Here is a 13,896-nt window from a genome sequence, read left to right on the forward strand (position 1 = left end):
CCCTGTTTCATGACACCTATCGCGTACCACGTCTGCGCTGAATACGCGCCTGCAGCCACAGCAGACCGAGCAGACCGCCGACCGAACCCCCCACCACGGGAAATCCATTCGCGCCAGTCAAGGACGGAGTCCACAGGGCCACCGGCTCGATCTCCTGACCGGGCCCGTCCACGTCCTGGGGCAACGGCGCACCCGGCGGCGGGACATCCGTGGCGATCGCGGGGGACGCGGGGGGCCCTGCGCCGACGACCGTCGGCGCAGCCAGCGGCATCCTCAGGTTGGGGTCGTTCCACAGCGGAGGTACCTGCCCGGCCCCCGGCACGTTGACCGCCGCCCCTGCCCCCGGCACATTGGCCGCCGATCCGGTCTCCGGCACGTTGGCCACCTGCCCGGCCCCCAGCATGTTGGCCGTCTGCCCGGCCCCTGGGACACCGGCCGGGACCGGCGGCCCGGGAACCTCCGCCCGCCGCCCGGCGCCCGGCCCCTTCGGCGCTCTGACCGCCTTATGCGACGTGGGCGGCGTGACCGTCTCATACGGCTCAGGCCCAGGCTGGACACCCACCTCCGTGACCTCGCCCCGGTCCCGCCCGGGGTCCGCCCCCTGATCCACCTCCCCGGAACCGCCTTCCGGCGGCACGACCTCCGCCCCCGGAACCGGACGGACAACCCCTGGCCACCGAACCGGCGGCACAGCCTCCGCCCCCCGAACCGATGGGACGGCCTCCGCCCCCGGGACCGGACGGACGTTCCCCGACCCCTGAACCGGCGGCACAGCCTCCACGCCCAAGGCCGGAGGGACCCCTCCCGCTCCCTTCACCGGACGGACGGTCCCCGGTTTCCGGACCGTAGGCACGACCTCCGCCCCCGGGACCGGATGGGCGGCCCCAGCCCCCTGCCCTGGAAGGGTCTCCCCTGGTTCCCGGACCGGCGGAGTCCCCTGGGCCGGCGGAACGGATCCCGGCCCCTGGATCGCCGGGGCCCACGCGCTCCCCCGCTCCCCCGCTCCCGGCGAGCCAGGAACACCCCGGGTGTCCGGGCCCGGTGCCGACGAACCGCTTCCCTCGGGCCGTTCCCAGGCGATCGGCTCGATCTCGATCCCCTCGGGGCGCCGCCGCGGCAGGGAGTCCGCCTCCCCGGGGCCGCCCGTGGGCCGTGCCCCCCGCAGGCCGGTGGCCGTACGGGTCACCCACTCGCCCTCCGGGGTGCGCATCCGCAGCAGCGCGGCCAGCCCGACGGGCCAGGCCCCGGCCGTGGGCGCGTCGACCAGCACGTCAACGGACGTGCGCGCGCTCACCTCCCCCAGGAGGCACTCCCGCCATACCTGCACAGCTCCTGACGACCCCAAGCCCTCCGAGGATCCCGACGCGGCCCCCGGCTCAGGCTCCGACCCGCGTCCCGGCTCAGGCTCTGACGCGGACCCCGACCTTGACCCCGGTGTGAGTCCCGACGCGGCCCCCGGCTCAGGTCCCGACCTGGACCCCGGTGTGAGTCCCGACACGGGACAGCCGACGAACCGGATCTCCGTACCCGGCGTCGCCACGACCGTGAGCCGCGCCTCACTGCCCGGCCCGCTCAGCCACACCCGGAACCCCGCCGTCCCGTCGGCACGGACCACGTCCGGTGGTACGGCGTCGCCCGCCCCGGCCGCGTGGACCACCGGCCCCCCGCCGAGGACGAACGTCCCCGCTCCGACCGCCGACATGATCCGGGCACCCCGCCACCATCCGGTCACCGCATCTCTCCGATCCCCCGATTCGGACACGCGACAACAAACGTTCAGTGGTGTTATGTCACAGTGAGTAGCCGATCAACCCCCGCCGAGCCGACCTTGTACGGCCCGCACGATCGGCAGGTCCGCCGGAAGCCACGGCACGTCGTAGAGTTCGTGACCTGCCAGCCAGCGCAGGTCCAGGTGTTCCTTGGCCTCCGGCTCGCCCTCGACGATCCGCGCCAGCCAGACCCGCAGCACGTATCCACCCGCCAGCGGCCAGTCACCGCCGATCTGCTGCCCCACCTCGACCAGGACGCCGAGTTCCTCCTCGCACTCCCGGACCAGCGCGGTGCGGTCGTCCTCCCCCGGATCGACCTTCCCTCCGGGGAACTCCCAACCGCCCGCCAGCTCAGGGGGGTCGGCGCGCTGTGCGGTGAGCAGTCTCCCGTTGCCGTCGACGATCGCGGCTCCCACAACGACCTTGTCCATGGGCTCGATTGTGTCAGCCCTGTTCCCTCAACCTGAGCTGCTCGACGACCTGGGGGTTGGCCAGCGGCCGGGTGAACCCGACGATGCCGGTACGGTCCTTGTAGGTCGTGACCTTGATCGGCCCGCACAGACGGCACCTGGCCTCGACCATCTTGCCCGGTGAGACCACCATTCCGACGTGCCCCGGCCGGTCGGCCGAGGTGCCGGGCCCGGCGTTGAAGAAGACCAGGTCTCCCGCCTGTTCCTGCCCCTCCGGCACCTTGACGCCGAACGGCCACTGGCCGAAGGTCGTGCGCGGGATCGTCAGGCCGACGCTGCGGTAGGCCATGTAGATGATCCCCGAGCAGTCGAAGGCGTCGGGCCCCGTGCCACCCCACAGGTACGGCTTGCCGCGCTGGTTCAGGGCGTACTCCAGGATCCCGGCCACCGTGCCGGAGGGGGCCGCCGCGATCAGCGGCTCGTCGCAGAGTTCCTCCGCCTGTGACGGCACGCCGACCGCGCCGTCCTTGGCGTACCGCTCGGCGATCTCCATGACCTGGTCGACGTACCACCAGGCCCGGTTGTAGACGAACAGCGACCTGCGCACGTTCTCGGGCGCCCCGTTGTGCTTGAGCATCTTGGCCGCGCCCAGGATGGCGTCGGCCGGGTTGTAGACGTCCGCCCAGCCGTCGCCGTCGCCGTCCGAGGCGTAGCCGTTGAACGTCGACGGGATCTTGATCTTGGCCTTGCCGCCCCAGGTGCTGATCAGGAACTGCATCGGCCCCGCGGCGCCCGCGTAGTTGGTGCCGCTGCTGACCCCCGGCAGTGTCGAGCGTCCGTGGTCGGTCTCCCGCTTGCCGACCCCGGCGAGCACGTTCCACTGCACGCCGATCTTCTTGGCGCTGGCGCGGTACTGCTTGAGGTACTCGGAGGGGATGTCGGAGGCCGCGGTCTCCGACTCGTCTCCGACCGGCTGCGCCCTGTCGTTGCAGTCGGGCAGGTCACCGCCGGTGAAGGATGGGAAGGAGCCGATCATCAGCACCGGCGCCATGCTCAGCGTGAACAGGCACAGCGCCCCGACGGCCAGGATCAGCGCGAGACGGATCCTCTTGTTGTCCCTCATCCAGCCGCTCCGGAGGGCACGCCGTACGGGATCAGGCGGACGAGCATCGCTTTCCCTCTCATCCGGCCGCGCCCGAGGACTGGTCGTCTCCGTCCTGTCCCTCGTCGGCGGGCTGCAGGTCGTGGATCCGCCACTCGGTGCCCATCTCGACGACCGTCACGGCGTAGTCGGCGGTGCGTTCCTTGGCGCCGCTCTTGGCGGTGACGGTCTGGGTCCCGGTGACCACGAAGATCACCGAGGACCGCTGGATCTGCCTGATCTCCTTCACCTTCGCCGATCCGACGGAGACCACCTCGTCGGCGGTGTTGGCCGCGATGGTGCCCGGCGAGGTGACCGTACGCAGCAGCACGTCGGCGAAGTCCGACGTGGTGTAGCTCCTGAGCCGGTCACCGTAGGCGGAGGGCTGTTCGTCGTAGCTGAACGTGCCGTACTCGACGGTGAACCGCCGGGCGTAGTCGGCGGCTGCCGCCAGCTCCTGCTTGGTCATCGGCAGGTAGGAGTAGACGTCGAAGGGCGCGTTGCTCGCCGTCGCCTCGGCGTGCGGCGGCTCGGCCTCCCCCCGTGTCGTACGGCTCACGCCCGCCGGTTCGGCGGCGGGCTCCTGCCCGCCGCCGTCCGGACCGGACCACATGGTCAGGTAGAGCCCGACCAGCGCGAGCACCGCCACCAGCACCGCGAAGACGACGCCCCGCCTGCCTTCGACCATCGTCAGTCCTTATCGGGGTTCGAGGCACGCAGCCAGAACGGCGCCGCCTCCCCTGCCTGCCTGTCGCGCTCCGGTCTGCTGGCCAGCCAGAGCGGCGGTGCCTCTGAGGACCGGCCGCGCCCCGCGTCGTCCCGGGAACCGGAGGAGCTGAAGATGCTGCTGCCGGACCTGGAGGAACCGCCCGAGGAGCCGGAGCCCCGCGGGCTCGACTCGGCACGCCGGGAACCGCCGCCGTTGTTGCCGCCACCGCCGCCGAAGAGGCCGCCGCCCGACCGGCCACCGCCGGAGGAACCGGACGACCTGCCACCGCCGGAGGACGGCCTGCTGCCCGAGGACGGCGCGGAGGACCGGCCACCGCCCGACGACCTGCCCGTGGACGACCCGCCGGAGGAGCCTCGCGGAGCCCAGCCTCCCGAGGACCCGCCGAACCAGCCACCGCCGGAACCCGAGCCGCCCGAGCCGCTCGAACCAGCCGAGCCGCCCGAGCCGGTGCCACGACCGGCTGAGCCCGTCCTGGCCGGGGTGGAGCCGCCCGCGCCACCGGACAGGTTCAGCGGCGGGGCCGCGCCCGTGCGGGTCGCGGTGACGGGACGCCCCACGCCCTTGCGCCGGTTGCCCGACTGGGCCTCGGTGTCCAGCGGCGCGGGCTGCGCGCCCGCCGGGACCCGGGTGCCCGCTCCCGCGCCCCGGTCGCCTTCCTCGCCCCTGACCTTGCCCTGGGCGACCGCCGCCGCGGCCGTCGCGACGGAGGCGCCGCCCGCCATGGCCGCCGCCTGCAGTACGGGCTCGGCCTTGCGCATCCCCCACCGGCCCGCCCTGGCCGCCGCGACCGGGGGCAGCACCCCCGCCGCGCGCTGCAGGGTCGGCGCGGAGGCCGCCTCACCCAGCATGCGCGTGGTGAACGTGTGGCCGTCCATCGAGGAGAACAGGTGCTGGAACGGCCGCCGGTAGAAGAACACCGCGATCGTCATCAGCGCCATGAACATGACCTGCATGCCCCACGGCAGCTCGGTGGCGATGATCAGGGCGTAGCCGTACACCAGGACGCCCAGGACCAGTGCCAGCACCGCCTGTCTGAGCAGGGTGCCGATCAGCATCTCCACCCAGCGCATCGCGATGATCCGCCCCGACCCCGGATGGACGCCGATCAGCAGGAAGACCGGTGCGAGGATCAGCAGCAGCAGGAACCCGATCTTCAGGACCAGCAGCGAGACCGCGACCAGGAAGATCAACAACCCCGCGACCATCGCGGCCATCAGGGCGCCGATCGCGATGCCAAGCCTGCTCGTCCAATCCTTTCCCTGGAAGAGGAAGAAAATGGGGGTGTTCTGCAGCTTGCTCGCGACCTCTTCCTCGTATCTTGCCTGGTGGGCATTGGTGTTGGGCGTCTGGTTCGCCTTCAGCTCGGCCGCGTCCAGCGCCTGGATGTCCAGCAGCTTCGCACCGAAGACCTTCACCACCGGCGCGTTGGGGTCGGCGGTACCGAACACACCCATGAGCCACGGCTTGCACACCAGGGTCGACCAGAGCGCCTCGGCGTTCTGGTCGACGCCGGGGACGCCGGTCTGGCCGTAACCACCGGGCTTCGCCTGGGGATTGGCGACGTCCTTGGGAGCGAGGCAGGAGGCACCGCCCGCGTTGGGCAGGTTGGAGAAGGCCGAGTTGACGACCTCTCCGGTCTTGTCCGTCACGGTCTTGCCGAGACCGGTGAAGTCGCCCGGCCTGCTGAAGAACCAGACGGCGACGGTGACGGCCAGGACCATCCAGATGATGCCCTCGGCGGTCGTGGTCGCGCGTTTGCGGATGAGGCCGTACCACGCCAGCCAGATGGCGCCGAGGATGACGATGGGCCGCAGGTACGGCCAGTACATCGCCTCGGCCAGGTTGCCCACGATGTCGTCGACGACGCCCTTGATCGACTCAAGCGGCCCCTCGGTCGCCGCCGCCTGGTAGGTCGTGATGGTCAGCCGGTCGAGCGCCTTGGCCCAGGAGAAGACGGTGTTGGCGGTCATGTTGCCCATGACCGCCGCGACGTCGCCGCAGCCGAGCCCGTAGGTGTGCCAGAACTGGCCGCCGGTGCCGTACCGGGCGTAGTTGCTCTGCGGGGCGGCGCCGGGCGCGGTCGGCGCCGGGGTGGGTGCCGCGGTGGGCGTGCCCGCCGCAGGCGTGTCCGGAGGCGGCGCCTTGACCAGACCGTCCACACCCGAGCCCACGATCTCGGGGGCCAGGTCCGGGGAGAGGTCGCAGGGGCCGGCGGCGACGGCGGTCGAGTCCCCCGTCGGCACCAGCATCGGTAAGGCGAAGAAGGCGGCCAGGGCCACCAGGGTGATGGCTATCCGCCTGCGTAGTCGTCTCTTGCGGGAGTTTCTGCTGCCCTCGCGGGAGCCCTTCATGACCGTACCTCCAGCGCCGTGGCCCCCGGCCTACTGACTCTGTCGCCCCCGGAAAGATCATGCACGTTCTCGGCGGGTTTGTCGTGGGTCGGATTCGTGTCCAGCCAACGGAGCAGCTCATCGGAGATGAGGTCCACCCCTATCCGTCCCGCGCGCCCGTCCAGATCCCGGAAAACACACTCGCCGTTGCCCAGCGAGCGCAGCACCGCCTTGTGCTCCTCGGAGGGTTCGACCCCGAGCAGCGCCATGACATGGTCCACCTCCACCCGTTCGGTGGACCTGAAGGCGAACACCGACGACAGGCAGTTGGTCACCTGTTCGTTCAGCAGGTCGCCCGCGTTCTGCGAGACCAGCACCAGCGCGGTGTTGCGCGAACGCCCCATCCGGCTGACCTCGGGCACCAGCTTGGCGCCCTCCGGGGTCGAGGTGATGGCCCACGCCTCGTCCAGGAAGATCGCCTTCGGCGTCCTGCGGTCGAGGCCGTTCATGAGTCCCCTGGCGAACTGCGCGACCAGGTAGAGCAGCGCGACGGACAGGCGCTGTTCGTAGGAGTAGTCGTCGCGGCCCGTCGAGGCGTCGGGAAGCGTCAGGCCCCCCAGCGTGAAGACCGTCGTCCAGCCCTCGGTGTCGATCTGGTCGCCACCCGACGGGTCGAAGCACAACCGCGCCAGGTGCATCTCCGACATCGAGCGCAGCACGGCGCCCAGGTTCTTCGAGGCCGCGTCCTCGGCCTGTTCGAGGAAGTCGACGACCTTGCCCAGCGACGGATCCGGCCTGGCGGAGACCGCCGCGACCGCCTGGATCATCGCCGACTCGCGTTCCTCCGACATCCGGGGAAGCAGCAGCCGCAGCGTCTCGCTGGCCATGGTCTTCTTGGCCGCGATGTCGTCGCCGAAGGAGAACGGGTCGAGCAGGCCCGGCGCCGCGGAACCGAGCGGGATGACCCGTGCCTTCCTGCCCCGCGCCTGCAACAGCTGGACCAGGGAGTCGGCGTCGCCCTTGGGGTCGATCACCGCGACCGTCACCCCGCGCAGCGCCATCTGATAGATCATCAGCAGGGCCAGCGTGGTCTTGCCGCCGCCCGGCTCACCGGTGATCGCGATGGCCGTCGGCCGGTTACGGGTCGCCGCCACCAGCGGGTCGAAGTGCACGATGCTGCGGGCCCTGCCCAGGGTCTCCCCGATGTACGGTCCCATCCAGCCCGCGTTGCCCTCGTCGACCCGGTCGCCGAGATCGACGGTGGCGCCGGCCATGCCGCCCGCGATCGTGCGCAGCGGCTGCCGCTGGGCGTAGGCGTTGACCCTGACCTTCTCCCCGGGAAGCGCCTCACAGAACAGCGAGAACTGGTCGCCGGTCGAGTTGACGATGTCGATGCCGATGTCCCGGTAGTGCTCGACGACCGCCTCGACCCGCTGCACGCAGATCTCCTCGGTCGGGGCGGACACCATCAGCCGGTGCCAGCCGTACACGAAGGGCAGGCGTTCCTTGGTGATGCCGTGTTCGAGCATCCGGGCCGCGTCGATCTGCTCGGCGAGCGCCAGTGGCGCCTCCGCCCCGGCCTCGCGGATGTGGATGTCCATGTCGCGGGCGTGCGCGAGCTTGCGCGCCACGTCCTTGCTCGCCTTGATCGGCGAGATCAGCCGCATCCTGGAGCTGATCTCGACGGGGAAGGGCAGCTGGTCGGCGAAGTGCATCCACGGTTCGCCGTCGGGGAAGGGCATCAGGTCGGGGAAGCGGGCGAAGGACAGGTGCGCGACGTAGGAGTCGCCGTCCGGCTGCTCGATCCGCAGCAGGGACCTGCCGTTGTGGATCTGCCCCTCCACGAGGGACTCGATCTCGCCCCTCCCCCACTGCCGTCTCGGGCTGGCCGAGGGGGGCGGATCGCCCAGGGAACCGGTCGCGGCGTGCTGGAACAGCCAGGCGATCTCGGTCGAGGTCGCGTGCCTGGCGTACAGCGCGCTCGACGACAGGGCCCGTCCCAGACGCTCGGCCTGCTCGCTCCACCGGGTGATCTCCGCCTTGGGGACGTGGTCGTCCTCGATGCCCAGGACCTTCTCACCGCGCTGGTAGAAGCCGAACAGCTGGGACAGCACCCCGGTGCCGAGTTGCCTGCCTCGCGCGCCGAGCCGTACGCCGAGGTAGACCTCCTTGGTCCAGAAGTCCTTGGCCCAGACGTGCCGGTACATCTCCTCCAGGTAGTCGCGCCAGCCCGGCCCCTCGTCGGAGGTGGCGTCCAGCGCCATCGCCCATTCGGCCGCCGGGTAGGTGCGGTGCGCGACCCGCAGGTGCACCTCGGCGTCCGGCATCCTGATCGCCGCGAGCGCGATCGTGATGTTGGTGGCCAGCGCCTCCCGTTCGTCGGGGGTGATGAACTCGTAGCTGACGGTCGGCAGCCGGAAGTACGCCCAGACCGACGTGTCGGTCAGCAGAATCCTGTCGTCGAAGTAGCGGACGGCCAGACGGTTGCGCGCCCGCGAAGAGCGGCTCACCCGTGCCCCCCAACCGGCACGACCTTTCGGGGGTTCACCTGAGCACCTCGCTGTCTCCTCGCGCCCGGGGGATCACTGGGCCACTTCCTCCTCGCTCGGTCGAACCGCCTGCGCCGTCCCGAAGCCCGCGACCACGACCCCGGCCAGCGCGAGGTAGGCCCGGCGGCCGGGGGCACGCAGGTGGGACGGCTCGACACGCTCCGACCTTCCCGGAGCCAGCTCGTCCTCCCAGGGCACCCGCACGATCGCCCTGCACCGCCCTCTGGCGACGGCCTCGGCCTGCTCGACGTCGCCCATGCTGCGGCGGCTCACTCCGTTGACCACCATGATCGCGCGCTTGCGCAGGTCCGCGCAGCCGTGTCCGTCAAGCCACTCGTAGGTCATGGCGACCGCGTCGGGGCCGTCCTCGCTGGCCGGGACGACCAGGACCAGCTGGTCGGCGTAGGGCAGCACCCTCGCCGCCAGCGCGGCGGCCGGGTCGACCACGACCAGCTTGTAGTGCCGGTCCAGGAGGTCCATGGTCCTGCCGAGCCGCCGGTCGGAGAAGAGCGTCCGGTCGGAGAGCCGCTGCTCGGCGCCCGAGTCGGCGTCGCCCGCCAGGACTTCGAGGCCGGAGGCGCACCTGCTGGTGTAGGCCCGCATGCCGAGGTAGCCGTTGACGCCGTCCAGGCCCGCGAGCAGGGAGGTCAGCGTCTCCGGCGACTCGGCCTGGATCCGGCCGGACAGGGCGTTCGCCCCGGTGTTGGCGTCCACCGCGAGCACCCGGTCCTCACGGTGCCTGGCCAGGGTGTGACCCAGCATGAGCGCGGTCGTCGTCTGGCCCGCGCCGCCGGTGCACCCGAGCACGACCACCCTGCGGCTGCCGGTGAACATGGCCTTGGCCCGCGCCTCGTCGATCTCCGACCCGTCGGTACGGCCCGCGCCCGGCCCGATCACGACCTGCGCGAGACGCCGCCAGCCGCCGGCCGAGTCTCTGCCGACGACCGACTCGACCCGGCGGACCTTGGGCTCGGCCTGCCCCGGCCTCGACACCGGGACCGGGGGCACGACCGGTGCCGGGCCCGCCGTCGGCCCGCTGGGGACCGCCCTGATCGAGACGCCCTGCGGGGGCCCCTGCCGCTGGGCGGGGCGCTGGGTGGGGCGCTGAGCCGGTCTCTGCACCGGGTGTTCGCCGGTGGCCTGCTGGTCCTGGCTCCGCCGTACCTGGGGGATCTGCTCGGCGCGCGGCGCTCTGGCGACCAGCCGGTCCTGCCCTCTGCCTGCCTGGGCGGCCCGCTGCTCCTCGGCGAGGCGGCGTCGCTCGGCGAACTGCTCCGCGGGGACGGGCTGCCCCCTGCGGTGCTGGGCGCGAACCCCCTCGTCGGCTCCGGCGGGGGCACCCACGGGCGGGACGTTCCTGTACGGCGCCGCCTCCGGCCGCTTCACGGGCTCCTGGTCCGGGAGGCCGACGGGCGCCTCGGGAGCCGGGGCTTCGGTCGCCGGGGTGCCGGGTGCCGCGATCTCGGGGGCCGAGGTGCCAGGGGCCTCGGTCTTGGGCGCCTCGGTCGTGGGGGCCGGGGTGCCGGGTGCCGCGGCCTGGACCGGGGCCTGCGCGGCGGGCTTCTCGGGGGCCTTCGGCACCTCGGGCGCCGGGGCGGTCACGGCCTCGACGGGGGTGGCCCGCTCGGACGGACCGGGAAGCACCGCCTGCCGTTCCGGCCTGTCGTCGCGCGTGACGGTCGTGGGTTGTTCGGTCGCGGGCGGGTCGGCGCGGAAGGCGGCAGCGCGCTCGGCCTCGGTGGCGGCGGCGAGCCTGCGCAGCCGGCGCAGCGCCTCCGGACCGATCGGGGCCTCCTGGGCCACCGGGGCGGACTCCTCAAGAGCGGAGTCCTCGGAGGCGGGGTTCACCGGTACGGAGTCCGCGGGTGTGGACGCCGCGACCGCCGACGCCGTGGGGGCCACGGGCTCGGAGGCCGCCGGTTCCGAGACCGTTTCCGAGACCGTGGGGACGGCTTGGGGACCGGGGGCCGGAGCCTGGGAGAGCGCGATCTCGGGGCTCCGCGCAGTGGGGCTCTGGGCCGTGGGGCCCTGCGCGGCGGGGGTCCGGGGCGCCGCGGCCTGGGGCGTGGCCGTCTCGGCGCGGGATGCCGGAGCCGGGGTTCGCGCGTTCTCGGACGCCGTGGAGGGCTGAGCCTGAACCACAGGCTCGACCCGCGCCACCGGTACGGCGGGCGCCGCCTCGGCCTCCCGGACCGGGGCCTGCTCGGGAAGGGCGCGTGCGGAAGGGGCGAAGACCCGCTCGACCGGGCTCGGCGTCTCGGTCCCGAGGGCCGGGGCCGTACCCCTGCGTGGGACAGCAGGCGTGCCCTTGACCGGACGTTCGCGGACGGCGGGAGCGGTGGTCGCCGCCGCCGCGGCGGCCACGGCGGGACGGACCTCACGGGCCGGGGCCGAGGGGGCGATCTCCGGGGCCGTGGCGCCCTTCGCCTTGCGCCCGGCCTTGCCCTTCACACGGTCCTTCACCCGCGCGGGACTGGGATCGGCCCGCCACACCCGGCCGGTCAGCGCGATCTCGCCGGGCTCGGAGGTCGGCGCCATCCGGCACCAGGAGCGTGGCTCCCCCATGTAGCGGACCTGTGACTGCAGCAGCTCGGTGAGCCGCTTGCTCTCGATCACCGGTCTGGTCGAGAGCCAGGTCACCACCCCGGGCGGCACGAGGTAGACCACGTGCCAGGGGGCGTCGAAGGGCAGACCGAGAAGCGCGAGCAGCAACGACCAGGGGGCCGCCACACCCACGAAGACACCGATCCAGACGATCGGCAGCGGCGTCGGCAGCCGTAGGTCGTACAGCTTGTAGAGCCGCTTTTCGATCCGCCAGATATTGGTATACGTGGGTAGATCCACACGCTCCTCCTCTCCGCCACTCGTTCTTTGACCGCAAACACGCGGTCTCAACCCGCCGAGATGCCCAGTGCTCCCGCGATCGCCTTGGCGGTCACCTCGATGATGTTGGGCACGTAGAAGATCACTCCGATGGCTATCGCGAGAATGATGAACTGGACGAACCTGGTGATCTCACGCGTGAAGAGGAAGAAGAGCGCCACCACGGAGACGATGACGAGGAAGAGCGGCGCGAAGAAGCTCCTGAGGAAGGTGGCCAGCCCCTGGGTGTTCACACCCTGTGGAGGGGACGTCGGCTGGGCGAGATCGACCGCGTGCAGCAGGATCGTCTTCAGGATCATTTCTCGTCCTCCGTGCTCATGATCACGGCCCGGGGGATAACGGGCCCGCGACGCGCATATGGGAACCCGCTCACTGCCGACTCACCGATCAGGGGGGGTTTGTTCACTGTGGACCGGCACCATTCGATCATGTGTTACCCCACAGACCGTTTCGCGCCTCGGATGTCCTTGACGAACCACTTGTCGCCCTGCTTCACCACGGTGAGCCGGTAGGCCTGCTCCAACTTCCCGCTCGCCTCGCCGGGATCGACGTTGGTGGTCGAGTCGAGGGACGTGGTGGTCCGCGCGGGCACCCCCCACACGACCGTCGCGGTCACCTCCCGGGTGGCCCCGCTCCCCGCGGGAACGACGAGGTCCTTGAGGCTCACGAAGGTGAAGGCGCCGCCGAAGCCCTCCAGGGTCACCCCGGCGGCGGCGTAACGCTGCAACGACACGTTGTTGCCCGCGGCGTACGCCTTGAAGAAGTCGGCCAAGGGTGTGCGCAGCTCGGTCTCCGCGGCCGCGTCCCTGTCTCCCGCCGGGATCGCGGGCAGGTTCGCCGAGGAGGGCGCGGGCAGGACAGCCGGGCGGCCGGAGACCACGAACCTCCCGGTCTCCGTGTCGTAGAACACCGGCACGGACAGCAGCTGACGGCGGTCGTCCGACTGGAAGGCCAGCGTCACGACGGCGTTCTGCCTGTCGATGATCTCCGAACCGTACGGCTGCACCGCCCCGGCGGCCATCCGGCCCAGGCCGTCCCAGCCGAACTGCGGCTCGGCGCCGTCGGGGAGATAGGGGGCCAGCCGCGACGCCCTTTCCTGGAGGCGGACGGCGTCGAAATTCAGATAGACCGCCGCGAACTGGCTGGCGAAAGAGGTCGCCCTGCTGACGGGGAATTCGGCGTCGGGGGAAATCTGCGGGGTTCCACTGGTCGTGTTCTGCTGGGTGAAGCGTTCAAAAGGTGCACGGACCCCGTTCACCACGATGACCACTATTAGCGCCCAAAGTATGGCGCGACCTGCCCATACGAGCCAACGACCACCGCCACCGGACCAACGACCCCTGGACGGCGCACCACGTCCCCGCGCCGGAGCACGGTCGAACTCGGGGTCGTGCGGCGCCCCCGGGTATGCCGACAGCTCAGGGTCGTCGGTGATCCGAGGATCACGGACGGTTGACCTTCGAGCCATCTTGCCTCCGCTCGCGCCAAACCCCCGGCTGACGCGGTCTCGTATTACTCCCGACCCCGTAAACCATGGTCAAGCACTTACTCTAACCGCCTTGACGATTGTTCCAGGAAAGCCACGCCTATGCTGCAGGCATCACGGTTACCGAGCAAACCGGGTCTGGAACCCGGCTGACGGCCCATCCGGGGACAACAAGACGAAGAAAGCACATTCCACCTGGCCAGCCCCTACGTCGATTACTCAAACGCCACGCATTGCTATCCAAACGGTCCCCACACTGTCCCGACCTGCCCTTTCCTCCCCGAACCGGTCACTCACCGTGACCGCTCACGCAGGCCCGCTCCCCTCGCACGGGAGGCGCACAGGGAGGGACGCCGCGAGGGACGTCGCGAAGGGCGCCGGGAGGGACAGAGCCGCCATGCGGGCCGGAACCAACACGTCAGAGGCGCTCGCGTCCATGATCACGAAGGCCGGGCCGGGAGCCGCCGCGCCGTTCGTCGCGGAAACGGCCGGGGAACGGATACGGCGAGCGGAAAGTCTCGTCCCGCCCGCCGTACCTCTGATCCAGCACGCCTGTGGCGCTCCCCGACCTGGGACCAGGGCACGCGCTTCCTCGACC

At 71.5% G+C, this 13,896-nt stretch carries 10 protein-coding genes; 1 reads left to right on the top strand and 9 read right to left on the bottom strand.

Features of this window, described 5'->3' with window-relative positions:
- Positions 1-16: 16 nt before the first annotated feature.
- Positions 17-562 (bottom strand): hypothetical protein, encoded by a 546-nt coding sequence (locus tag ABT340_RS27700; RefSeq protein WP_352013761.1) that lies wholly within the window; start codon positions 560-562, stop codon positions 17-19.
- A gap of 466 nt (positions 563-1,028) precedes the next feature.
- Here ABT340_RS27700 and ABT340_RS27705 point away from each other — a divergent pair, with 466 nt between their 5' ends.
- A complete protein-coding gene (locus ABT340_RS27705; protein ID WP_352013762.1) occupies positions 1,029-1,799 on the top strand; it encodes a hypothetical protein in 771 nt (256 codons plus the stop codon).
- An 8-nt stretch (positions 1,800-1,807) separates the two neighbouring features.
- Here the strand turns inward: ABT340_RS27705 and ABT340_RS27710 are convergent, their stop codons facing one another.
- The 8 genes from ABT340_RS27710 to ABT340_RS27745 form a co-directional block, all read right to left on the bottom strand.
- Entirely contained in the window at positions 1,808-2,200 is a 393-nt protein-coding gene (locus ABT340_RS27710; protein WP_352013763.1) for a (deoxy)nucleoside triphosphate pyrophosphohydrolase, read from the bottom strand.
- A 13-nt stretch (positions 2,201-2,213) separates the two neighbouring features.
- Positions 2,214-3,302, bottom strand: coding sequence for a C40 family peptidase (locus ABT340_RS27715; protein ID WP_352013764.1), 1,089 nt, complete (start codon positions 3,300-3,302; stop codon positions 2,214-2,216).
- A 58-nt stretch (positions 3,303-3,360) separates the two neighbouring features.
- Complete coding sequence (locus ABT340_RS27720) at positions 3,361-4,008, bottom strand: conjugal transfer protein (protein ID WP_352013765.1); 648 nt, start codon at positions 4,006-4,008, stop codon at positions 3,361-3,363.
- Positions 4,009-4,010: 2 nt separating this feature from the next.
- Positions 4,011-6,401, bottom strand: coding sequence for a type IV secretion system protein (locus ABT340_RS27725; RefSeq protein WP_352013766.1), 2,391 nt, complete (start codon positions 6,399-6,401; stop codon positions 4,011-4,013).
- Positions 6,398-8,890 (bottom strand): ATP-binding protein, encoded by a 2,493-nt coding sequence (locus ABT340_RS27730; protein WP_352013767.1) that lies wholly within the window; start codon positions 8,888-8,890, stop codon positions 6,398-6,400. The genes ABT340_RS27725 and ABT340_RS27730 overlap by 4 nt, the downstream gene beginning before the upstream one ends.
- A 72-nt stretch (positions 8,891-8,962) precedes the next feature.
- Positions 8,963-11,773, bottom strand: a complete 2,811-nt coding sequence (locus tag ABT340_RS27735; RefSeq protein ID WP_352013768.1) for a TcpE family conjugal transfer membrane protein — start codon at positions 11,771-11,773, stop codon at positions 8,963-8,965.
- A 47-nt stretch (positions 11,774-11,820) separates the two neighbouring features.
- Positions 11,821-12,111: a hypothetical protein gene (locus ABT340_RS27740; protein WP_352013769.1), complete on the bottom strand. Its 291-nt coding sequence runs from the start codon at positions 12,109-12,111 to the stop codon at positions 11,821-11,823.
- A gap of 134 nt (positions 12,112-12,245) precedes the next feature.
- Complete coding sequence (locus ABT340_RS27745) at positions 12,246-13,073, bottom strand: conjugal transfer protein (protein WP_352013770.1); 828 nt, start codon at positions 13,071-13,073, stop codon at positions 12,246-12,248.
- Between the last annotated feature and the right edge of the window lie 823 nt (positions 13,074-13,896).

This window comes from Streptosporangium sp. NPDC000239 (assembly GCF_040300765.1).
Taxonomy (GTDB): Bacteria; Actinomycetota; Actinomycetes; order Streptosporangiales; family Streptosporangiaceae; genus Streptosporangium.

What these genes read in the sequence shown, in the direction of transcription:
- ABT340_RS27710 (WP_352013763.1), bottom strand. Translation starts at nt 2,200, where the DNA reads ATGGACAAGGTCGTTGTGGGAGCCGCGATCGTCGACGGCAACGGGAGA.
- ABT340_RS27715 (WP_352013764.1), bottom strand. Translation starts at nt 3,302, where the DNA reads ATGAGGGACAACAAGAGGATCCGTCTCGCGCTGATCCTGGCCGTCGGG.
- ABT340_RS27740 (WP_352013769.1), bottom strand. Translation starts at nt 12,111, where the DNA reads ATGATCCTGAAGACGATCCTGCTGCACGCGGTCGATCTCGCCCAGCCG.
- ABT340_RS27720 (WP_352013765.1), bottom strand. Translation starts at nt 4,008, where the DNA reads ATGGTCGAAGGCAGGCGGGGCGTCGTCTTCGCGGTGCTGGTGGCGGTG.
- ABT340_RS27725 (WP_352013766.1), bottom strand. Translation starts at nt 6,401, where the DNA reads ATGAAGGGCTCCCGCGAGGGCAGCAGAAACTCCCGCAAGAGACGACTA.